Origin of the sequence: Streptomyces sp. NPDC017246 (assembly GCF_044331325.1) — a bacterium.
Classification (GTDB): domain Bacteria; phylum Actinomycetota; class Actinomycetes; order Streptomycetales; family Streptomycetaceae; genus Streptomyces.
This window is the reverse complement of the sequence record NZ_JBIRMW010000006.1, coordinates 132,526-154,244: the sequence shown is the minus strand read 5'-3', so window position 1 is coordinate 154,244 and position 21,719 is coordinate 132,526. Positions and strand designations below refer to the sequence as shown.

The following is a 21,719-nucleotide window of genomic DNA, read 5'->3' as shown; positions in this document are numbered from 1 at the left end:
TATGAGCACTCGCACCCCGCTGATGGCGGGCAACTGGAAGATGAACCTCAACCACCTCGAGGCCATCGCCCATGTCCAGAAGCTCGCCTTCGCGCTGACCGACAAGGACTACGACGCCTGTGAGGTCGCGGTCCTGGTTCCCTTCACCGACCTGCGGTCCGTACAGACCCTGATCGACGGTGACAAGCTCAAGATCAAGTACGGCGCCCAGGACATCTCGGCGTACGACTCCGGTGCCTACACCGGCGAGATCTCGGGCCTGATGCTGTCCAAGCTGAAGTGCGCCTACGTGGCCGTCGGCCACTCCGAGCGCCGTCAGTACCACGCCGAGGACGACGAGGTCTGCAACGCCAAGGTGAAGGCCGCCTTCAAGCACGGCGTGACCCCGATCCTCTGCGTCGGCGAGGGCCTGGACATCCGCAAGGCCGGCAACCAGGTCGAGTACACCCTCGCCCAGCTCGACGGCGGCCTGAAGGACGTCCCGGCCGAGCAGGCCGAGACCATCGTGATCGCGTACGAGCCGGTGTGGGCCATCGGCACCGGCGAGGTCGCCACCCCGGACGACGCCCAGGAGGTCTGCGGGGCGATCCGCGGCCGCCTCGCGGAGCTGTACTCGCAGGAGCTGGCCGACAAGGTCCGCATCCAGTACGGCGGCTCGGTCAAGGCCGGCAACGTCGCCGCGATCATGGCGCAGCCGGACGTCGACGGCGCCCTCGTGGGCGGCGCGGCCCTGGACGCCGACGAGTTCGTCAAGATCGTCCGCTTCCGCGACCAGTGAGTATGCGGTAGCGGAGTTACGTCGTACCCTTGCGGGGGTCGGGCAGGTGCCCGGCCCCCGTCCGTATAAGTCCGAGGAAGTTGGTCCAGCCGTGGTTATGGGGTTCTCGATCGCCCTCATCGTCTTCAGCGGGCTGCTGATGCTGCTCGTGCTGATGCACAAGGGGAAGGGTGGCGGCCTCTCCGACATGTTCGGTGGCGGAATGCAGTCTTCCGTCGGTGGGTCCTCGGTCGCCGAGCGCAACCTGGACCGGATCACCGTCGTGGTCGGTCTGCTCTGGTTCGCCTGCATTGTGGTACTTGGTCTGCTGATGAAGTTGGACGGGTAACTCCAATCACTGGACGCGCGTTGGGCCTTACGTAGACTGGGGCATCTTCGAGCACCATCACGCAGGGAGTTACGACCGTGGCAAGTGGCAACGCGATCCGGGGAAGCCGGGTCGGAGCGGGGCCGATGGGCGAGGCCGAGCGGGGCGAATCGGCGCCGCGAGCCCGCATCTCCTTCTGGTGCTCGAACGGGCACGAGACGCAGCCGAGCTTCGCCAGCGACGCGGCGATCCCGGAGACCTGGGACTGCCCACGCTGCGGCTTCCCGGCAGGTCAGGACCGGGACAACCCGCCGGACCCGCCGCGCACGGAGCCGTACAAGACCCACCTCGCCTATGTGCGTGAGCGGCGCAGCGACGCCGACGGCGAGGCGATCCTCGCCGAGGCGCTGGCCAAACTGCGCGGCGAGATCTGACAACAGTGTGACGGTGTGACGAACGGGTCTTGCCCGCGAACTCGGTTCGCGGGCAAGACCCGTTCGTGCGTCCGGACGCGAGAGCCCCGTTGTCAGTGGCACCCCCTACCGTCGGTCGGAAGCGGATCACGAGGTCCGAAGGGGTGACGGGGGACGGACCGCATGACCACGACGGCGACCGAGGGCGTCAAGGCCGTGCCCGCCTGGCGGGGTGGCTTCGGGAGACTCTGGACGGCCGCCGTCGTCTCCCGGTTCGGCGACTCGCTGCGCACCGCCGCGCTGCCCCTGCTCGCCGCCTCCCTCACCGACGACCCCCTCCTCATCGCCTCCGTCACCGCCTGCGGCTTCCTGCCCTGGCTGCTCTTCGGACTCCTCGGCGGAGCCGTCGCCGACCGCGTCGACCAACGCCGCGCCATGTGGGCCGTCGACCTCGTCAGGGGCGCGCTCATGGCCGCGTTCGCCGTCGCCGTCGCGCTCGGCCACGCGGGCATCGCCCTGCTGCTCGTCCTCGCCTTCGCCCTCACCACCCTGCAGACCCTCTTCGACAACGCGGCCACCGCACTGCTCCCCGCCCTCGTGCCCGCCGAGGCCCTGGCCGGGGCCAACGCCCGTCTGATGACCGGACAGCAGTTCGCCGGCGGACTCCTCGCCGCACCCCTGGTGCCCGCCCTGCTGCTCGCCGGGCCCGCCGTGCCGTACGCGGCAGACGCCGCCACCTACGTCCTCGCCGCGCTCCTCATCGTCTCCCTGCGGACCGGAGCGCCCGAGCGGCCGCCGCGGCCGGCCGGCTCCACCCTCCGCGCCGAGACGGCCGAGGGGATCGCCGCCCTGCGCGCGGACCGCTTCCTGCGCGGGCTCTGCACCGCCACCACCCTCAGCAACATCGGCATGGGCGCCCTGATCGCCACCCTCGTCGTCCTGGTCGACGACGGCCTGCACGCCGGGAACACCGGGTACGCGGCCACGATCACCGGCTTCGCCGTGGGCGGCGTCGCCGGCGGATTCCTCGCCCGCCGGATCGCCGAACGCACCGGACGGGTACGCGCGGTGTTCCTCGCCGGGACCGTCCAGACAGGCTGTCTCGTCCTGTTGGGGACCGTTCCCGTCCTCGGGGTGTCGATCGGGGCCATGGCGGTGTTCGGCTTCATGGGGACGGTGTGGAACGTCCAGCAGACGACCCTCATGCAGGAGCGCGCCCCCGACGGCATGCTCGGCCGCATCGCCGCGGCCTTCCGCACCCTCGCCGTCGCGGGCGCCCCGCTCGGGGCCCTCCTCGGCGGCGCCGCGGCCGCCGGCTGGGGACCGCACACACCCGCCCTCCTCGCGGCGGCGCTGTTCGCGCTCGCCGTCGCGTCGTTGGCCCCTCTGATCAATTAAGTTTGGAGACGCAGCGGGGCAGACAAGCAGTACGAGAAGAAGTGGGCGATGTCCGAGATGAAGAACGAAGGCCGCACCAGGCTCAACCGGCTGCCCGAGTGGGCGGCCCTCGGCAAGCACCGTGAGCAGCTGGGCGAGGCCCGTCTGCGCGATCTGTTCGCCGCCGAGCCGGAGCGTGGCACCGGCTACACCCTGCGCGTCGGCGACCTCTACCTGGACTACTCCAAGCACCTCGTCACCGACGAGACGCTGACCCTGCTGCGCGAACTGGCAGTCGTCACCGGCGTCGCCGAGCTGCGCGACGCCATGTTCCGCGGCGAGAAGATCAACACCACCGAGGACCGGGCGGTCCTCCACACCGCGCTCCGCGCGCCCCGCGGGGCCGTGATCGAGGTCGACGGGGAGAACGTCGTCCCCGGCGTGCACGCCGTCCTCGACCGGATGGGCGCCTTCGCCGACAAGGTCCGCGCGGGCGAGTGGACCGGCCACACCGGCAAGCCGGTCAAGAACATCGTCAACATCGGCATCGGCGGCTCCGACCTCGGCCCCGCCATGGCCTACGAGGCCCTGCGCTCCTTCACCCAGCGCGACCTGACGGTCCGTTTCGTCTCCAATGTCGACGGCGCCGACCTCCACGAGGCCGTCCGCGACCTCGACCCGGCCGAGACGCTCTTCATCGTCGCCTCGAAGACCTTCACCACCATCGAGACGATCACCAACGCCACCTCCGCGCGCGACTGGCTCCTCACCGGGCTCGGGGTCGGCCAGGAGGCCGTCGCCAAGCACTTCGTGGCCCTCTCGACCAACGCCGAGAAGGTCGAGGAGTTCGGCATCGACACCACCAACATGTTCGAGTTCTGGGACTGGGTCGGCGGCCGCTACTCCTACGACTCCGCCATCGGCCTCTCGCTGATGATCGCCATCGGTCCGGAGCGCTTCCGCGAGATGCTCGACGGCTTCCACCTCGTCGACGAACACTTCCGCACCGCCCCGCCCGAGGAGAACGCGCCGCTGCTGCTCGGTCTCCTCGGCGTCTGGTACGGCGCCTTCTTCGACGCCCAGTCGCACGCCGTCCTGCCGTACTCCCACTACCTGTCCAAGTTCACCGCCTACCTCCAGCAGCTCGACATGGAGTCCAACGGCAAGTCGGTGGACCGCGAGGGCAACCGGGTCGACTGGCAGACCGGACCCGTCGTCTGGGGCACCCCGGGCACCAACGGACAGCACGCGTACTACCAGTTGATCCACCAGGGCACCAAGGTCATCCCGGCCGACTTCATCGGCTTCGCCCGGCCCGTCGCCGATCTGCTGCCCGGCCTCGTCGCCCAGCACGACCTGCTCATGGCCAACTTCTTCGCCCAGACCCAGGCCCTCGCCTTCGGCAAGACGCCCGAGGAGGTACGGGCCGAGGGCGTCCCCGAGGAGCTCGTCCCGCACAAGACCTTCCAGGGGAACCACCCCACCACCACGATCCTCGCCGACGAACTCACCCCGTCCGTCCTGGGCCAGCTCATCGCGCTGTACGAGCACAAGGTCTTCGTCCAGGGCGCGATCTGGAACATCGACTCCTTCGACCAGTGGGGCGTCGAACTCGGCAAGGTCCTCGCCAAGCGGATCGAGCCGGTCCTGACCGACGGCGAGGGTGCCGCGGACGGCGAGGAGCTCGACAGCTCCACCGCGGGGCTCGTCTCCGCCTACCGCTCGCTGCGCGGACGGTAGAGACATGACGGGGGAGAACGCGGTGCGGCTGCGGCCGCCCAGGAACGCCGTGGACGAGCGGGCCGTCGCCTGGTGGCGCAGCCGGCTCCTGGCGACCACCGCCGTACCGGTGGTGGTCCTCGGCGTCCTCGGCGCCCTCATCGGGCCCGCCCGCTTCTGGCTGCTGGTCCCGGCCGCGGCCGTGGCGGCCGTGGGCCTCGCCTGCACCGCGTTCTTCCCCGCCTGGTGGTTCCGGGTCCACCGCTGGGAGATCACCGAGGACGCCGTCTACGTCCGCACCGGGGCCTTCTGGCAGGAGTGGCGGATCGCCCCGATGTCCCGGATCCAGACCGTCGACACCTCACGCGGGCCGCTGGAGCAGCTCTTCGGGCTCGCCACCGTCACGGTGACCACCGCCTCCTCCAGGGGCGCGATCCGCATGGCGGGCCTCGACCGCGAACTGGCCGCCGGGCTCGCCGAGCGGCTGACCGTCATCACCCAGGCCACGCCCGGAGACGCCACATGAACGGGGCGGCGGACGAGGCGACCGAGAAGGCGGCGGACGAGGCAGCCGGGGCGCCCCCGGGCCCGGCCGGCGGAGGGAACGAGGACGCGGACTGGCTCCGCCTCGACCCCCGTACCGTCCTCGTCCGGGTCGTCCTCTTCAGCGGCGTCCTCTTCGGCGCCGCGCTCCCCGTCACCTTCGCGCTGGCCGGTCCGCGCCCGCTGTGGCAGGCCGCCGCTTGGAGCGCCGCCGGCGTCGCGCTGGCCCTGCTCGCCGACATCGCCGCCGAGACCGTCCGCCTCCGCCGCACCCGCTACCGGGTCGGCGTGGAACGGGTGGAGCTCCACACCGGGCTCCTCGTCGTCCAGCGCCGCTCGCTCGCCCGTGAGCGCGTCCGCAGCGCCGACCTCACCGCCAACCCGCTCCAGCGCGCCCTCGGCCTCGTCAAGGTCCGCATCGGCACCGGCGAACACACCGGCGGCAGCGACTCCACCCTCGAACTCGACCTGGTCACCCGGGCCGAGGGGGAGCGGCTGCGCCACGAGCTGCTCGCCCGCCCTGCCGCCACCCCCGGCGCCCCGGACGGCGACCCCTCCCTCGCCACGCTCGACCCGCGGTGGATCCGCTACGCACCCGTCTCCTTCGTCGCCCCCGCCCTCGGCGGGGCGGCGGCCGGAGCGGTCATGCAGGTCAGCGAGTGGTTCGGCGCCCAAGGGGAGGTCATCGACTGGATAGGGGACCGGTTCGAGGGCGTCTCCATCCCCTGGACGATCCTCGTCCTGGTTCTCCTCGCCACCGTCGCCGGGGCCGTCGGCGCCCTCGGCCTCTGGGTCGAGATGTGGTGGAACTACCGCTTGGAGCGCGAGCCCGGCGGCACCCTGCGGGTCTCCCGCGGCCTCTTCACCGCCCGCTCCGTCTCCATAGAGGAGCGCAGGCTGCGCGGCGTCGAGCTGGTCGAGCCGCTCGGCGTCCGGCTCTTCGGGGCCGCCCGCGTCGACGCCGTCGCCACCGGTCTCGTCAAGGACGACGACGACAAGCACGCCGACCTCAAGACCCTGCTGCCGGCCGTGGAGCGGGCCGTCGCCGACCGGGTCGCCGCCCGGGTCCTGCGCGAGCCGGAGCCACCCACCGGGACGCCCCTCGCCGCCCATCCCCGGGCCGCCCGCACCCGGAGGCTGCGCCGGGCGCTGTGGAGCGTCTTCGCGCCCGTGGCCGTCCTCGTCCTCCTCGGCCTGCTCCTCACCCCGGTCCTGCTGTACGTGGCTGCGGGCTGCGCGGTCGTCCTCACCCCGGTCGCCGTGATGTTCGCCCTCGACGCCTACGCGGGTCTCGGGCACGGTGTCAGCGGCGCCTATCTGGTGACCCGTTCGGGGTCGGTCCGGCGTGCCACGGTCGCCCTCCAGCGCTCCGGTGTCATCGGCTGGACCGTCAAGCAGTCGTACTTCCAGCGGCGGGCCGGCGTCCTGACGCTCACCGCGACCACGGCGGCCGGAGCCGGTGCGTACGACATCCTCGACGCCGGACAGAACCAGGGCCTGACCTTCGCCGCCGGGGCCGTACCGGAGCTGCTCGCGCCCTTCCTCGAACCCGTACCGACGCGGGAGGCCCGGTCCACCGAGGGGTGAACCGGGCCTCCCGCGGCGTGGGTCAGGCCGACGCCGGCGGGTACAGATCCCGCGGCAGCTCCGAGGCCGCCGCCGCGTCGAGCAGCCACAGCGTGCGCGAGCGGCCGTAGGCGCCCGCCGCCGGGGCCTGCACCTCGCCCGCGCCCGACAGCGCGATGGCCGCCGCCTTCGCCTTGTCCGCACCGGCCGCGAGCAGCCAGACCTCCTTGGCCGCCCGGATCGCCGGAAGGGTCAGCGAGACCCGGACCGGCGGCGGCTTCGGCGCGCCGTGCACACCGACCACCGTCCGCTCCGTCTCGCGGACCGCGGGCAGCTCCGGGAAGAGCGAGGCCACATGGGTGTCCGGTCCGACGCCCAGCATCAGGACGTCGAAGGTGGGCACCCCGCCGTGGTCACCGGGACCCGCGGCGGCGGCCAGCTCCGCCGCGTACGCGGCCGCGGCGGAGTCGGCATCGCTGCCGTACGGACCGTCCGACGCGGGCATGGCGTGCACCCGCGCCGGGTCGAGCGGGACCCGGTCGAGCAGCGCCTCCCGGGCCTGGGTGACGTTCCGCTCGGGGTCTCCCTCGGGCAGGAAACGCTCGTCGCCCCACCACAGGTCGAGCCGCGACCAGTCGATCGCGTCCCGCGCGGGCGCGGAACCGAGCGCCGCGAGCAGGCCGTTGCCGTTGCGTCCGCCGGTGAGTACCACCGAGGCGGAGCCGCGGGCGGCCTGGGCGTCCACGATCTTCGTGATCAGCCGGGCGGCCGCGGCCTCGGCCATCAGCTCCTTGTCCCGGTGGACGACCAGCTGGGGGGTGCTCACTTGGCCGCCGCCTTCTTGGCCGGGGCCTTCTTCGCGGCGGACTTCGCCGGGGAAGCGGCCGGGGCCGTCTTCGGCTCGGACCCGGGCTCCGTCTTCGGCTCGGACGCGGGCTCCGCCTTCGGCTCGGCCTCGGGGGCGGTCATGGCCGCCTCCTCGTCCAGCCGTTCCAGGCCGAACTTGAGCGCCGTCGCGTAGGTGTCGTCCGGGTCGAGACGGCGCAGCTCCTCGGCGATCAGCTCGGCCGTGTCGCGGCGCTTGAGCGCCACCGCACGGTCCGGCTGTCCCTGGATGGACAGCGTCGCGAGCGAGCCGTCCGGCCGGTCGAGCACGATCGGGCCGGTGCTGGTCTCCATCCGTACGGAGGTGAGACCGGGGCCCGCCGACTTCGAGCGCCGGACCGGCACCTTCAGCCGGTCCGACAGCCACATGGCGAGCAGCTCGACGCTCGGGTTGAACTCCTCGCCCTCCACCTCGGCGGAGGTGACCTCGCACACGACCTGGTCGAGCGCGGCGGCCAGCATCGAACGCCACGGGGTGATCCGGGTCCACGCGAGGTCGGTGTCGCCCGGGGTGTACGCGTCCGCGCGCGCGGTCAGCTCCTGGATGGGCTGCTCGGCGGCGTACGAGTCGGTCACCCGGCGCTGGGCGAGCGCGCCCAGCGGGTCCTTCGCCGGGTCGGTCGGCGCGTTCACCGGCCACCAGACGACGACGGGCGCGTCCGGGAGGAGCAGCGGCAGGACCACCGACTGGGCGTGGTCGACGACCTCGCCGTACAGCCGGAGGACCACCGTCTCGCCGGTGCTGGCGTCGGCGCCGAGGCGGACCTCGGCGTCGAGTCGTGCCGTGGAGCGGTCCCGCGGGGAGCGCGAGACCCGCTTGATGACGACGAGGGTCCGCGAGGGGTGCTCGCGGGACGCCTCGTTCGCGGCCTTCAGCGCGTCGTAGGCGTTCTCCTCGTCGGTGACGATGACGAGGGTGAGCACCATGCCGACGGCCGGCGTACCGATCGCCCGCCGCCCGAGCACCAGCGCCTTGTTGATCTTGGAGGACGTGGTGTCCGTCAGGTCGGTCTTCATGGCCGGCGCCAGCTCCGTCCGTCTCGTGCGAGCATCTCGTCCGCCTCGACGGGACCCCAGGTCCCGGACTGGTACTGCGCGGGCTTGCCGTGCTTGTCCCAGAACTGCTCGATCGGGTCGAGGATCTTCCAGGACAGCTCGACCTCCTCGACGCGCGGGAAGAGGTTCGAGTCGCCGAGCAGGACGTCGAGGAGCAGCCGCTCGTACGCCTCGGGGCTGGACTCCGTGAAGGACTCGCCGTAGGCGAAGTCCATCGACACGTCCCGGATCTCCATCTGGGTGCCGGGCACCTTGGAGCCGAACCGCACCGTCACGCCCTCGTCCGGCTGGACCCGGATGACGATGGCGTTGCGGCCGAGTTCCTCGGTCGCGGTGGAGTCGAAGGGGGAGTGCGGGGCGCGCTGGAAGACGACCGCGATCTCGGTGACGCGGCGGCCGAGCCGCTTGCCCGTGCGCAGGTAGAAGGGGACGCCCGCCCAGCGGCGGTTGTCGATCTCCAGCTTGATGGCCGCGTAGGTGTCGGTCTTCGACTGGGGGTCGATTCCGTCTTCCTGGAGGTAGCCGACGGCCTTCGCGCCGCCCTGCCACCCGGCCGCGTACTGGCCGCGGACCGTGGACTTGCCCAGGTCCCTCGGCACCTTCACCGCACCGAGGACCTTGGTCTTCTCGGCGGCCAGCGCGTCGGCGTCGAAGGAGCCGGGCTCCTCCATCGCGGTCAGCGCGAGCAGCTGGAGCAGGTGGTTCTGGATGACGTCGCGGGCGGCGCCGATGCCGTCGTAGTAGCCGGCGCGGCCGCCGATGCCGATGTCCTCGGCCATGGTGATCTGCACGTGGTCGACGTACGACCGGTTCCAGATCGGCTCGAAGAGGGTGTTGGCGAAGCGGAGCGCCAGGATGTTCTGGACGGTCTCCTTGCCGAGGTAGTGGTCGATCCGGAAGACCTCGTCGGGCGGGAAGACCTCGTGGACGACCTCGTTGAGCTCCTTGGCGGAGACCAGGTCGTGCCCGAAGGGCTTCTCGATGACCGCGCGGCGCCAGGAGCCGTCCTTCTGGTCGGCCAGGCCGTGCTTCTTGAGCTGCTGGACGACCTTGGGGAAGAACTTCGGCGGCACGGACAGGTAGAAGGCGAAGTTGCCTCCGGTGCCCTGCGCCTTGTCCAGCTCCTCGATGGTGGCCTTGAGCTGCTCGAAGGCGTCGTCGTCGTCGAAGTCGCCCTGGACGAAACGCATCCCCTGGATCAGCTGCTGCCACACCTCCTCGCGGAACGGGGTGCGCGAATGCTGCTCGACGGCGTCGTGGACCTCCTGCGCGAAGTCCTCGTCCTGCCACTCGCGACGGGCGAAGCCGATGAGCGAGAAGCCCGGCGGCAGCAGGCCGCGGTTGGCCAGGTCGTAGACGGCAGGCATCAGCTTCTTACGGGACAAATCGCCCGTGACGCCGAAGATCACCAGACCCGACGGCCCCGCGATACGCGGGAGCCGTCGGTCTGCGGCGTCACGGAGCGGGTTGGCTCCGTGGACTGCGCTCAAAGTGCTTACGCCTCCGAAGGTGCGAGGCGCGAGAGCTCCGCCTCGGTGGACTTGAGAAGGTCGTTCCAGGACGCCTCGAACTTCTCGACGCCCTCGTCCTCGAGGAGCTGGACGACATCGTCGTAGGCGATGCCCAGCTTCTCGACGGCCGCCAGCTCGGCGCGCGACTGCTCGTACGTGCCGCGCACGGTGTCACCGGAGACCACGCCGTGGTCGGCGGTGGCCTCCAGGGTGCCCTCCGGCATGGTGTTGACCGTGCCGGGGGCGACCAGGTCCACGACGTACAGGGTGTCCTTGTACGCCGGGTCCTTGACGCCGGTCGAGGCCCACAGCGGACGCTGCTTGTTGGCCTGCGCCTTGTCGAGGGAGGCCCAGCGCTCCGAGGAGAAGACCTCCTCGAACGCCTCGTAGGCGAGACGGGCGTTGGCCAGGGCGGCCTTGCCCTTGAGGGCCTTGGCCTCGTCGGTGCCGATGCCGTCGAGGCGCTTGTCGATCTCCGAGTCCACGCGGGACACGAAGAAGGAGGCCACCGAGTGGATCTTGGAGAGGTCGAGGCCGCGCTCGCGGGCCTTCTCCAGCCCCGCCAGGTAGGCGTCCATGACCGCGCGGTAGCGCTCCAGCGAGAAGATCAGCGTCACGTTGACGCTGATGCCGAGGCCGATGACCTCGGTGATCGCCGGGAGACCCGCCTTGGTGGCCGGGATCTTGATCAGGGTGTTGGGACGGTCCACCAGCCAGGCCAGCTGCTTGGCCTCGGCGATGGTGGCGGTCGTCTCGTGGGCGAGACGGGGGTCGACCTCGATGGAGACCCGGCCGTCCTGGCCGTCGGTCGCCTCGAAGACCGGACGCAGGATGTCGGCGGCGTCACGGACGTCCGCCGTCGTGATCATGCGGATGGCCTCGTCGACGGTCACCTTGCGGGCGGCGAGGTCGGCGAGCTGCTGCTCGTAACCGTCGCCCGAGGAGATCGCCTTCTGGAAGATCGACGGGTTCGTGGTCACACCGACCACGTGGCTCTGGTCGATGAGCTCGGCCAGGTTGCCGGACGTGATCCGCTTGCGCGAGAGGTCGTCCAGCCAGATCGCGACGCCTTCGTCGGAGAGGCGCTTGAGAGCGTCTGTCATGAGAATTCCATCTCCATTAAGTCGTACGTATGCGCGTCAGCGCGCGGCGGCGGCGATCGATTCCCGGGCGGCGGCGACGATCGCCTCCGGCGTGAAACCGAACTCGCGGAACAGGACCTTCGCGTCCGCCGAGGCACCGAAGTGCTCCAGCGAGACGATCCGGCCGGCGTCCCCGACGTACCGGTGCCAGGTGAGACCGATACCGGCCTCGACCGCGACACGGGCCTTGACCGACGGGGGCAGAACGGAGTCCTTGTACTCCTGGTCCTGCTCCTCGAACCACTCCACGGACGGCATCGAGACCACACGGGTCGGGACACCGGCGGCCTGGAGCTGCTCACGGGCCTCGACGGCGAGGTGCACCTCGGAGCCCGTGCCGATCAGCACGACCTCGGCGTCGCCGCCGTCGGCCTCGAACAGCACGTAGCCGCCCTTGACCGTGTCCTGGTTCGGCGCGTACGTCGGCACACCCTGGCGGGTGAGCGCGAGACCGTGCGGAGCGCCCTTGCCGAAGACCTTGGTGTGACGCTGCATGATCTCGCGCCAGGCGATGGCCGTCTCGTTGGCGTCGGCCGGACGGACCACGTTGAGACCGGGGATCGCGCGCAGCGAGGCCAGGTGCTCCACCGGCTGGTGCGTCGGGCCGTCCTCGCCCAGACCGATCGAGTCGTGGGTCCAGACGTACGTCACCGGGACGTGCATGAGGGCCGACAGACGCACGGCGTTGCGCATGTAGTCGGAGAACACCAGGAAGGTGCCGCCGTAGACGCGCGTGTTGCCGTGCAGCGCGATGCCGTTCATCTCCGCGGCCATGGAGTGCTCGCGGATGCCGAAGTGGATCGTGCGGCCGTACTTGTCGGCCTCCGGCAGCGGGTTGCCCTCGGGCAGGAACGACGAGTCCTTGTCGATCGTCGTGTTGTTGGAGCCGGCGAGGTCGGCCGAGCCGCCCCACAGCTCCGGGATGACCGCGCCGAGCGCCTTGAGGACCTGGCCCGAGGCGGCACGGGTGGCGACACCCTTGCCCGGCTCGAAGACCGGGAGCTTCTCGGCCCAGCCGGCCGGCAGCTCGTTCGCCTGGATGCGGTCGAACTCGGCGGCGCGCTCCGGGTTGGCCGTACGCCACTCGGCGAGCGACTTCTCCCACGCGGCGCGGGCCTCGCGGCCGCGGTCACCGAGCGAACGGGTGTGCGTGATGACCTCGTCGGTGACCTCGAAGGTCTGCTCCGGGTCGAAGCCCAGCCCACGCTTGGTGGCCGCGATCTCCGTGTCGCCGAGCGCCGAGCCGTGCGCGGCCTCGGTGTTCTGCGCGTTCGGGGCGGGCCAGGCGATGATCGAGCGCATCGCGATGAACGACGGCCGCTCGGTCTCGGCCTCGGCGGCCTTGATCGCCGTGTACAGCGCGGCCGGGTCCAGGTCGCCGTTGGCCTGCGGCTCGACGCGCTGGACGTGCCAGCCGTACGCCTCGTACCGCTTCATCGTGTCCTCGGACACGGCCGTCTCGGTGTCACCCTCGATCGAGATGTGGTTGTCGTCCCACAGCAGGATCAGGTTGCCGAGCTTCTGGTGGCCGGCGAGCGAGGACGCCTCCGCGGAGATGCCCTCCTGGAGGCAGCCGTCACCGGCGATCGCGTAGATCCGGTGGTCGAACGGGGAGGCGCCGGTGGCGGCCTCCGGGTCGAACAGACCGCGCTCGTAGCGGGCGGCCATCGCCATGCCCACGGCGTTGGCGACGCCCTGGCCCAGCGGGCCCGTGGTGGTCTCGACGGCGGCGGTGTGGCCGTACTCCGGGTGCCCGGGGGTCTTCGAGCCCCAGGTGCGGAAGGCCTTCAGGTCGTCCAGTTCGAGACCGAAGCCACCCAGGTACAGCTGGGTGTAGAGGGTCAGGGACGAGTGTCCCGCGGAGAGGACGAACCGGTCGCGCCCGACCCACTCGGGGTCGGCCGGGTCGTGCCGCATCACCTTCTGGAAGAGGGTGTACGCGGCGGGCGCCAGGCTCATCGCCGTACCGGGATGGCCGTTGCCGACCTTCTGTACGGCGTCCGCCGCCAGGATGCGGGCGGTGTCGACGGCCCGCTGGTCCAACTCGGTCCACTCGAGGTCTGTGGTGGTCGGCTTAGTGCTCACCCTGGGTCAGGGCTCCTCTCCACATGTCTGAAGCCGGTGACTGAGGGTGTACCGGCGTTGTCGAGCCTACCCCCGCCGGAACGTCCCTCTTTTCGTGTGCATGCCCCTCAAATGAGCGGACAGAGCAAGACTGCCGCCGCCCGTGTGAGTTCGCCTCCCGAACCGTGTCCACGCCTTGGGACACACCCCCTCAACACGACCCCACCCCCGCGAAGATCGGCGTCTGGGCAACGTCTACAGTGGCGTGGTACGCGCAAGCTTTACCCCGTCTTCATCCGGGGAGCTTGCTGGGAATTTCTCTGTCAGGGGTGTGCGTGACGGCCGTCGAGTCCCGACCCGCAGGGGTCGTCTTGACTCCCAGCCCGGGGGGCCATCGGCCGTTCGGGGCCCGCGTCAAGGCATACGTGGCGCTGACCAAGCCGCGGATCATCGAACTGCTGCTCATCACCACCGTTCCGGTGATGTTCCTGGCCGAGCAGGGTGTGCCCGACCTGTGGCTGGTGCTCATCACCTGCTTCGGCGGCTACCTGTCGGCGGGCGGCGCCAACGCGCTGAACATGTACATCGACCGCGACATCGACGCGCTGATGGACCGTACCTCCCAGCGTCCGCTGGTCACCGGAGTCCTGACCCCGCGCGAGGGCCTGATCTTCGGCCTCACGCTCGCCGTGGTCTCCACCCTCTGGTTCGGCCTGCTCGTCAACTGGCTCTCCGCGGCCCTGTCGCTCGGCGCGCTCCTCTTCTATGTCGTCGTCTACACGATGATCCTCAAGCGGCGCACCGCGCAGAACATCGTCTGGGGCGGCATCGCCGGCTGCCTGCCGGTGCTCATCGGCTGGTCGGCCGTGACCGACTCGATGTCCTGGGCCGCGATCATCCTCTTCCTCGTCATCTTCTTCTGGACGCCGCCGCACTACTGGCCGCTGTCGATGAAGGTGAAGGACGACTACGCGCGTGCGGGCGTGCCGATGCTTCCGGTCCTGGCCTCCAACAAGGTCGTGGCCAAGCAGATCGTCGCGTACAGCTGGGTGATGGTCGCCGTCTCGCTGCTGCTCACCCCGCTCGGCTACACCGGCTGGTTCTACACGGCGGTGGCGCTGCTGACCGGCGGCTGGTGGCTCTGGGAGGCGCACGGGCTGCTCAACCGGGCCAAGGCGGGCGCCAGCGGCGCGAAGCTCAAGGAGATGCGCCTCTTCCACTGGTCCATCACCTATGTGTCGCTGCTCTTCGTGGCCGTCGCGGTGGACCCCTTCCTCCGCTAGGCGCGCCAACGGGGGCGCCGCGCCGCGGCGCGCTCAGATGATCTGCTCGGCCGACGGCCGGGTCACGTGGGATAGGCCACGTGACCCGGCCGTCGCCAGTCGATCTACCCCTCGGTAGCATCGTTTTCATGGCAGAAACGAAGCACGAAGAGCGCAAGGCGGCCAAGCTCGCCAAGGAGATCAAGGCCTTCTCCAAGGAGCACGGCGGCTCCGAGGGCCACCTCGCGCACATCGGCCAGGCGGGCACCCGGATCGTCCTCGTCGGTACGGACGGCGGCTGGGGCGACCTCGTCGCGCCGACCTACGCGATCGCGCAGCAGGCCGCCGAGAAGGCCGGCCTCACCCTCCACGAGGAGTTCGACGGCGAGTTCGCCGCCAGGGTCGCCACCGGCCCGTACGAGTGGAGCCGGATGGCCGGAATCCAGATCGGCGGCCCCTCCAACGGCTGAGGCAACAACCTCGCGCGGGGCTCACCCGTTAGGACGTGTGGAGACGCGACACGGCCACACAGGGAGCCCCCCGAGATGATCGACACGCCGAGCCTGGTGGACCAGTACTGCCACGGGGTGCTCCGTACGGAGCTCGGCCTCGGCACCTTCGAGGCCCACCTCGGCGCCCAGCTCGGCGGGAGCACCGCGCTGCCCGCCGCGGGCACCACCTTCTTCGACACCCAGACCGGCTTCGCCGTGCGCCGCTGGTGCCCGCCCCTCCTCGGTCTGGAACCGCACTGCCCGCCCGCCCGCTACCTCGCACGCCGCCGCGAACTCGGCGTCGCCGAGGCGGGCCGGCGTCTCCTCCGCGCCTCCGGGATCGCCACCTATCTCGTCGACACCGGACTGCCGGACCAGCTGACCGGCACCGGCCTCCCCGACGACCTGACGGGACCCGCCGAGCTCGGCGCCACGGGCGCCGCCGAGGCCCACGAGATCGTCCGCCTCGAACCCCTCGCCGAACAGATCGCCGACACCTCGGGGACCGTCGACGCCTTCCTCGCCAACCTCGCCGAGGCCGTCCACGGAGCCGCCGTCAACGCCGTGGCCCTCGCCTCCGTGGCGGGTGTACGCCAGGGGCTCGCGTACACGCCCGAACCGCCGGGACCGGGGGAGGTGCGCGGAGCGGCGGGGCGCTGGCTCGCCGGACGCCCGGCGGGCGGCCGGCTCACCGAACCCGTCCTGCTGCGCCATCTCCTCTGGATCGCGGTCACCGCGGGGCGCCCCCTCCAGCTGCACACCGGGGACCCGGCCGCGGTCGCCGGCTTCGCCGCCGCCACCGCGGGACTCGGCGCCGACCTGGTCCTGCTGCACTCCTATCCGCACCACCGCACCGCCGCCCGGCTGACCGCCGCGCACCCGCACGTGTACGCGGACCTGGGACCCGTCCTCGCCCACACCGGGGCGCGGGCGGCGGCCGTCCTCGCCGAGGTACTGGAACGGGCGCCGTTCGGGAAGCTGCTCTTCTCCAGCGGCGCCCACGGACTTCCCGAACTCCACGTGGTCGCAGCGAGCGTCTTCCGTGCCGCGCTCACCCGGGTGCTCGGCGAATGGGTGATGGACGGAGCCTGGTCCCGTACCGACGCCCAGCGGGTCGCCACGATGATCGCGGCGGACAACGCACGCCGGGTCTACCGGCTCCCGCGACCCGCTGTCGGACCTCGTCGGTAGCGTGCCCCGGCGCGTCTCAGGCGGTCGCGAGCTCGGGGTCGGCCTGGGCCGGGATGCCGACGGTGGGGACCGGGCGCTCGCGGAGGCTCAGGGCGAGGCGCAGGACCGCGATCCACATCAGCGAGGAGCCGAGCATGTGGAGGGCGACGAGGATCTCGGGGACCCCGGTGAAGTACTGGACGTAGCCGATCGCGCCCTGCGCGAGCAGCACGATCAGCAGGTCACGGGCGCGGGCCCGGGTGTCGAGCGGGGCGTCCACCACCCGTAGGACCAGCCACATCGCGAGCGCGAGGGCGCAGACGACCCAGGCGGCGACGGCGTGGAGGTGGGCGGCGTCCGTCCAGTTCCACGGCATGCGCGGGACGTCGCTGCTGTCGCCGGCGTGCTTGCCGGCGCCGGTCACCGTCGTGCCGAGCACGATGAGCAGGGCCGTGGTGATCGTGATCGCCCAGGAGAGCTTCCGCACCGGCCGCGGCACCCGCGGACGGGGGTCGGTGTCGCCCTCGCCCGTCCGGTGCCAGGTGATGACGGCGACGGTGAGCAGGGCGTTCGCGGCCAGGAAGTGGCCGGCGACGGTCCACGGGTTCAGTCCCATCCACACCGTGATGCCGCCGATCACGGCGTTGCTCATCACGATCCAGAACTGCGCCCAGGCCCAGCGGGTCAGGGTGCGGCGCCACGGCTTGGTGGACCGGGCGGCGACGATCGCCCAGCCGACGGCCGCCGACAGGACGTACGTCAGCATCCGGTTGCCGAACTCGATCAGACCGCGGTAGCCCTGTTCGGGCGTCACGATCAGACTGTCGTCGGTGCACTTGGGCCAGGTGTCGCAGCCGAGACCGGAACCGGTCAGCCGGACCGCGCCACCCGTGACGATGATGAGGACGCTCATCACGACGGCGGAGAGCGCGGCGCGCCGGAGCGTCCTGGGGGACGGGGTCCAGCGCCTGGCGATGGAGGCGAGGGGGGTCAGCACGGGCCCTATCGTAGGCCGGGGCTTGTGCACGCTTTCACGAGGGGTGCCTTGTCGGGAAACGTCACCCTCTGGGACCCCTCCACTACTCCCAGCGGAAGAACCTCGCCGCCGCGCCGAGGCCCAGCACCGCCCAGACCGCGAGCGTCAGCGCGTCGCCCCAGGGCAGCGCGGCGCCGTTCTGGAGGATCGCGCGCAGGCCGTCCGAGAGGGCCGAGATCGGCAGCAGTTCGAGGACCGAGCGGGCCGCGTCCGGGAACTTCTCCAGCGGCACGACGACCCCGCCGCCCACCAGGAGCAGCAGGAAGACCAGGTTGGCGGCGGCGAGCGTGGCCTCCGCCTTCAGCGTGCCCGCCATCAGCAGGCCGAGGCCGGAGAAGGCGGCCGTGCCGAGCACCAGGAGCAGCAGCACGGAGAGCACGCCCGTGAAGGTCGCGGCCCCGTTCGGGGACCAGCCGAGGGCCAGCGCGATCGCCGTCAGGAGGGCGATCTGGAGGATCTCGGTGACCAGGACGGCGAGCGTCTTGGCGGTCATCAGGGCCCAGCGGGGGAGCGGTGAGGCGCCGAGGCGCTTGAGCACCCCGTACCGCCGCTCGAAGCCGGTCGCGATGGCCTGGCCGGTGAAGGCGGTCGACAGGACGGCGAGCGCCAGGATGCCCGGGGCGAGGAAGTCGACGGCCTTGTCGGCGTCCCCCGTCGTCGAGACGGGCACGGAGATGATGTCGACGGTGGAGAAGAGGACCAGGAGCAGCGACGGGATGATCACGGTGAGGAGCAGCTGCTCGCCGTTGCGCAGCAGCATCCTGGTCTCCAGGGCCGTCTGCGCCGCGATCATCCGGCCGACGGGGGCGGCACCCGGCTTCGGGGCGTACGTACCAGTGCTCACGACCGCAGTTCCTTGCCCGTCAGTTCGAGGAAGACGTCTTCGAGGGTGTGGCGCTCGACGGCGATGCCCTCGGGCATGACGCCGTGCTGGGCGCACCAGGTGGTCACCGTGGCGAGCAGCTGCGGGTCGACGGTGCCGGTGATCCGGTACGTGCCCGGGAGCGGCTCCGCCGCGGACGTGCCGTCCGGCAGCGCCTTGAGCAGGGAGCCCAGGTCGAGCCCCGCGCGTCCCGTGAAGCGCAGGGTGTTCTCGGCGCCGCCCCGGCACAGCTGCTCGGGGCTGCCCTGGGCGGCGACCCGGCCGGCGTCGACGATGGCGACGTCGTCGGCGAGCTCCTCCGCCTCCTGCATGAAGTGGGTGGTGAGGACGACGGTCACGCCGTCGGCGCGCAGCTCGCGCACGAGGTCCCAGGTGGCGCGGCGGGCCTGCGGGTCGAGGCCGGCGGTGGGCTCGTCGAGGAAGACGAGCTCGGGGCGGCCGACGACGGCCATGGCGAGCGCGAGGCGCTGCTGCTGGCCGCCGGAGAGGCGCCGGTAGGTGGTGCGGCCGCAGGAGCCGAGGCCGAGCCGCTCGATCAGGGCGTCCACGTCCAGCGGGTGGGCGTGGAGCTTCGCCATGTGGCGGAGCATCTCGTCGGCGCGGGCGCCGGAGTAGACCCCGCCGGACTGGAGCATGACGCCGATCCGGGGGCGCAGGGCGGCCGCGTCGGCGATCGGGTCGAGGCCGAGGACGCGCACGGTGCCGCCGTCGGGCCTGCGGTATCCCTCGCAGGTCTCGACGGTGGTGGTCTTGCCGGCTCCGTTGGGGCCGAGGACGGCGGTGACGGTGCCCGCCCGTACGTCGAGGTCGAGGCCGTCGACGGCGGTCTTGCTTCCGTACCGCTTGACCAGGCCACGGACCTGGACGACGGACTCGTTCTTTCTGGTCCCGCGCATGACGGGAAGTCTAGAGAGGGGCCGGAGGTGCTCCCGGCGCGGGGCCCGGGTCCCCGGAATCAGGACTTTTATGTGCGCTTCACCTCGGGGGCGGGCCGGGGCGCCGACGGGGTGATCGCCGTGGCGCGGGGCCGGGGAGGCGCCGGGCGGCCGTGTGGCGGACAGGTTCTTTTCTCGCCGGGGATCCGCGTCGGAGCGGTGCTTTTCGGTGATCGGGGAGGTGGTCCGATCTGCGCCGCGTCCGGCGTGGCCGGGGGCGGCGGAGCCCTTGTGGCCTGCGCGTACGGGGTGGCGGCGCGGCCGGATCCGGCCGCTGATTCGTCCTACGAATGATCATTTCCGCAGGTCAGGTAAGCCTTACCTGAGTGATGCACGGCACCGCCGTCACTTCCGGCGCCGCTTGTCAGGCCGAGATTAATTACGCAACAATGGCGTTGTGAAAAACGTTGGCGCGGCTCCGGTGGAGGAACTCGCGACCCGAGAGCGTTCGACGCGCAACCGGGTCGCGCGGTCGATCCTGGATCACGGGCCGTCGACCGTCGCCGATCTCGCCGGACGACTCCGCCTCACCCAGGCCGCCGTCCGCCGTCATCTCGACTCGCTGGTCGCCGAGAACGTCGTCGAAGCCCGCGAGCAGCGCGTCTACGGGGCCCGCGCCCGAGGCCGCCCCGCGAAGGTCTTCGCGCTCACCGACTGCGGCCGGGACGCCTTCGACCAGTCCTACGACTCCCTCGCCGTCGAGGCGCTCCGGTGGATCGAGCGCTCCGCCGGCGGCGGGGCGGCCGGGGAAGCGGCCGTGGCCGCCTTCGCCCGCGACCGGATCGAGGCCCAGACGGACACGTACCGCCGGGCCGTCGAGGCGGCCGACCCCGCACAGCGGACCGAGGCGCTCGCCAAGGCCCTGACGGCGGACGGGTACGCTGCCACTGCGCGGAACGCGCCGGTCGGCGAGCAGCTCTGCCAGCACCACTGCCCGGTGGCCCACGTCGCCGAGCAGTACCCACAGCTCTGCGAGGCGGAGACGGAGTTCTTCTCCCGCCTCCTGGGGACGCACGTCCAGCGTCTGGCCACCATCGCGCATGGTGACGGCGTCTGCACCACGTTCATCCCGCACATCGCCCCACAGACCACCGAATCAGCATCCGCAAGTACGGCCGGGAGGAACCCCGCATGACCACCGAGATCAGCCACCCCGAGCTCGAGGGCCTGGGTCGGTACGAGTACGGCTGGGCCGACTCCGACACCGCCGGTGCCACCGCGAAGCGCGGTCTGAACGAGGACGTCGTCCGCGACATCTCCTCGAAGAAGAACGAGCCCGAGTGGATGCTGAAGCTGCGTCTCAAGGGTCTGCGGCTCTTCGACAAGAAGCCCATGCCGACCTGGGGCTCCGACCTCTCCGGCATCGACTTCGACAACATCAAGTACTTCGTGCGGTCCACCGAGAAGCAGGCCGAGTCCTGGGAGGACCTGCCGGAGGACATCAAGAACACGTACGACAGGCTCGGCATCCCCGAGGCGGAGAAGCAGCGCCTCGTCGCCGGTGTCGCCGCCCAGTACGAGTCCGAGGTCGTCTACCACCAGATCCGTGAGGACCTGGAGGAGCAGGGCGTCATCTTCGTCGACACGGACACCGCGCTGAAGGAGCACGAGGAGCTCTTCCGCGAGTACTTCGGCACGATCATCCCGGTCGGCGACAACAAGTTCGCCTCCCTGAACACCGCCGTCTGGTCCGGCGGATCGTTCATCTACGTGCCGAAGGGCGTGCACGTCGAGATCCCGCTCCAGGCCTACTTCCGTATCAACACGGAGAACATGGGCCAGTTCGAGCGGACCCTGATCGTCGTCGACGAGGACGCCTACGTCCACTACGTCGAGGGCTGCACCGCCCCGATCTACTCCTCGGACTCGCTGCACAGCGCCGTGGTCGAGATCATCGTCAAGAAGGGCGCCCGCTGCCGTTACACGACCATCCAGAACTGGTCGAACAACGTCTACAACCTGGTGACCAAGCGCGCCGTCGCCTACGAGGGCGCCACCATGGAGTGGGTCGACGGCAACATCGGCTCCAAGGTCACCATGAAGTACCCGGCCGTCTACCTGATGGGCGAGCACGCCAAGGGCGAGACCCTGTCCATCGCCTTCGCCGGCGAGGGCCAGCACCAGGACGCCGGCGCCAAGATGGTCCACATGGCCCCGAACACCTCCTCCAACATCGTCTCCAAGTCGGTGGCGCGAGGCGGCGGCCGCACCTCCTACCGCGGTCTCATCGAGATCGGCGAGGGTGCCCCGGGCGCCAAGTCCAACGTGCTCTGCGACGCGCTGCTCGTCGACACGATCTCCCGCTCGGACACGTACCCCTACGTGGACGTGCGCGAGGACGACGTCTCCATGGGCCACGAGGCCACCGTCTCCAAGGTCTCCGAGGATCAGCTCTTCTACCTGATGAGCCGCGGCCTCACCGAGTTCGAGGCCATGGCGATGATCGTCCGCGGCTTCGTCGAGCCCATCGCCAAGGAACTCCCGATGGAGTACGCCCTGGAGCTCAACCGGCTGATCGAGCTGCAGATGGAGGGCTCGGTCGGCTGAGGCCGGCCCCGCCCCACCGAACGCAGCGACTGAT

Annotated in this window: 20 protein-coding genes; 12 read left to right on the top strand and 8 right to left on the bottom strand. The window is 71.0% G+C overall.

Going from position 1 to position 21,719, the window contains the following annotated elements; translation table 11 throughout:
* The first annotated feature begins 1 nt into the window (after position 1).
* From tpiA to ACH4MY_RS15995, 7 genes are all read left to right on the top strand, one after another.
* Positions 2-778: a triose-phosphate isomerase gene (gene tpiA, locus ACH4MY_RS16025; RefSeq protein ID WP_398003094.1), complete on the top strand. Its 777-nt coding sequence runs from the start codon at positions 2-4 to the stop codon at positions 776-778.
* A 97-nt stretch (positions 779-875) separates the two neighbouring features.
* Entirely contained in the window at positions 876-1,106 is a 231-nt protein-coding gene (gene secG, locus ACH4MY_RS16020) for a preprotein translocase subunit SecG (protein WP_017238647.1), read from the top strand.
* Positions 1,107-1,183: 77 nt separating this feature from the next.
* Entirely contained in the window at positions 1,184-1,519 is a 336-nt protein-coding gene (locus ACH4MY_RS16015) for an RNA polymerase-binding protein RbpA (protein WP_071891222.1), read from the top strand.
* A gap of 162 nt (positions 1,520-1,681) precedes the next feature.
* Positions 1,682-2,896 (top strand): MFS transporter, encoded by a 1,215-nt coding sequence (locus ACH4MY_RS16010; protein WP_398003090.1) that lies wholly within the window; start codon positions 1,682-1,684, stop codon positions 2,894-2,896.
* A gap of 48 nt (positions 2,897-2,944) precedes the next feature.
* Positions 2,945-4,615: a glucose-6-phosphate isomerase gene (gene pgi, locus ACH4MY_RS16005; RefSeq protein ID WP_398003088.1), complete on the top strand. Its 1,671-nt coding sequence runs from the start codon at positions 2,945-2,947 to the stop codon at positions 4,613-4,615.
* 4 nt (positions 4,616-4,619) lie between these two features.
* The gene (locus tag ACH4MY_RS16000) at positions 4,620-5,120 is read left to right on the top strand and encodes a PH domain-containing protein (RefSeq protein WP_398003086.1); all 501 of its coding nucleotides are present in this window, start codon (positions 4,620-4,622) and stop codon (positions 5,118-5,120) included.
* Positions 5,117-6,724, top strand: a complete 1,608-nt coding sequence (locus tag ACH4MY_RS15995) for a PH domain-containing protein (RefSeq protein ID WP_398003084.1) — start codon at positions 5,117-5,119, stop codon at positions 6,722-6,724. Before ACH4MY_RS16000 ends, ACH4MY_RS15995 begins: the two co-directional genes overlap by 4 nt.
* A gap of 22 nt (positions 6,725-6,746) precedes the next feature.
* Here ACH4MY_RS15995 and pgl read toward each other — a convergent pair whose 3' ends face one another.
* From pgl to tkt, 5 genes are read right to left on the bottom strand one after another with little or no spacing between them, the layout of a single operon-like run.
* Positions 6,747-7,529: a 6-phosphogluconolactonase gene (gene pgl / locus ACH4MY_RS15990; RefSeq protein ID WP_398003081.1), complete on the bottom strand. Its 783-nt coding sequence runs from the start codon at positions 7,527-7,529 to the stop codon at positions 6,747-6,749.
* Positions 7,526-8,605 (bottom strand): glucose-6-phosphate dehydrogenase assembly protein OpcA, encoded by a 1,080-nt coding sequence (gene opcA / locus ACH4MY_RS15985; protein WP_398003078.1) that lies wholly within the window; start codon positions 8,603-8,605, stop codon positions 7,526-7,528. The genes pgl and opcA overlap by 4 nt, the downstream gene beginning before the upstream one ends.
* Positions 8,602-10,134, bottom strand: coding sequence for a glucose-6-phosphate dehydrogenase (gene zwf / locus ACH4MY_RS15980; protein ID WP_398003076.1), 1,533 nt, complete (start codon positions 10,132-10,134; stop codon positions 8,602-8,604). The genes opcA and zwf overlap by 4 nt, the downstream gene beginning before the upstream one ends.
* A 5-nt stretch (positions 10,135-10,139) precedes the next feature.
* The gene (gene tal / locus ACH4MY_RS15975) at positions 10,140-11,258 is read right to left on the bottom strand and encodes a transaldolase (RefSeq protein ID WP_398003073.1); all 1,119 of its coding nucleotides are present in this window, start codon (positions 11,256-11,258) and stop codon (positions 10,140-10,142) included.
* A gap of 36 nt (positions 11,259-11,294) precedes the next feature.
* Positions 11,295-13,382, bottom strand: a complete 2,088-nt coding sequence (gene tkt, locus ACH4MY_RS15970) for a transketolase (protein ID WP_398003070.1) — start codon at positions 13,380-13,382, stop codon at positions 11,295-11,297.
* 308 nt (positions 13,383-13,690) lie between these two features.
* Between tkt and ACH4MY_RS15965 the strand changes: the two genes are divergently transcribed.
* The 3 genes from ACH4MY_RS15965 to ACH4MY_RS15955 all read left to right on the top strand — a co-directional run bounded on the left by ACH4MY_RS15965 (position 13,691) and on the right by ACH4MY_RS15955 (position 16,305).
* Complete coding sequence (locus ACH4MY_RS15965) at positions 13,691-14,644, top strand: heme o synthase (RefSeq protein ID WP_398003067.1); 954 nt, start codon at positions 13,691-13,693, stop codon at positions 14,642-14,644.
* A 128-nt stretch (positions 14,645-14,772) separates the two neighbouring features.
* Entirely contained in the window at positions 14,773-15,093 is a 321-nt protein-coding gene (locus ACH4MY_RS15960; RefSeq protein WP_398003064.1) for a hypothetical protein, read from the top strand.
* A 75-nt stretch (positions 15,094-15,168) separates the two neighbouring features.
* Entirely contained in the window at positions 15,169-16,305 is a 1,137-nt protein-coding gene (locus tag ACH4MY_RS15955; protein ID WP_398003061.1) for an amidohydrolase, read from the top strand.
* A gap of 16 nt (positions 16,306-16,321) precedes the next feature.
* Here the strand turns inward: ACH4MY_RS15955 and ACH4MY_RS15950 are convergent, their stop codons facing one another.
* The 3 genes from ACH4MY_RS15950 to ACH4MY_RS15940 form a co-directional block, all read right to left on the bottom strand.
* Positions 16,322-17,290, bottom strand: coding sequence for a heme A synthase (locus tag ACH4MY_RS15950; RefSeq protein ID WP_398003861.1), 969 nt, complete (start codon positions 17,288-17,290; stop codon positions 16,322-16,324).
* A 73-nt stretch (positions 17,291-17,363) separates the two neighbouring features.
* Positions 17,364-18,164 (bottom strand): ABC transporter permease, encoded by an 801-nt coding sequence (locus ACH4MY_RS15945; protein ID WP_398003058.1) that lies wholly within the window; start codon positions 18,162-18,164, stop codon positions 17,364-17,366.
* Complete coding sequence (locus tag ACH4MY_RS15940; RefSeq protein WP_398003055.1) at positions 18,161-19,099, bottom strand: ABC transporter ATP-binding protein; 939 nt, start codon at positions 19,097-19,099, stop codon at positions 18,161-18,163. The genes ACH4MY_RS15945 and ACH4MY_RS15940 overlap by 4 nt, the downstream gene beginning before the upstream one ends.
* Positions 19,100-19,535: 436 nt before the next feature.
* On the opposite strand from ACH4MY_RS15940, the gene ACH4MY_RS15935 reads away from it, so the two are divergent.
* Positions 19,536-20,273: a helix-turn-helix transcriptional regulator gene (locus ACH4MY_RS15935; RefSeq protein WP_398003052.1), complete on the top strand. Its 738-nt coding sequence runs from the start codon at positions 19,536-19,538 to the stop codon at positions 20,271-20,273.
* Positions 20,270-21,685 (top strand): Fe-S cluster assembly protein SufB, encoded by a 1,416-nt coding sequence (gene sufB / locus ACH4MY_RS15930; protein ID WP_327161381.1) that lies wholly within the window; start codon positions 20,270-20,272, stop codon positions 21,683-21,685. The genes ACH4MY_RS15935 and sufB overlap by 4 nt, the downstream gene beginning before the upstream one ends.
* Positions 21,686-21,719: the final 34 nt, after the last annotated feature.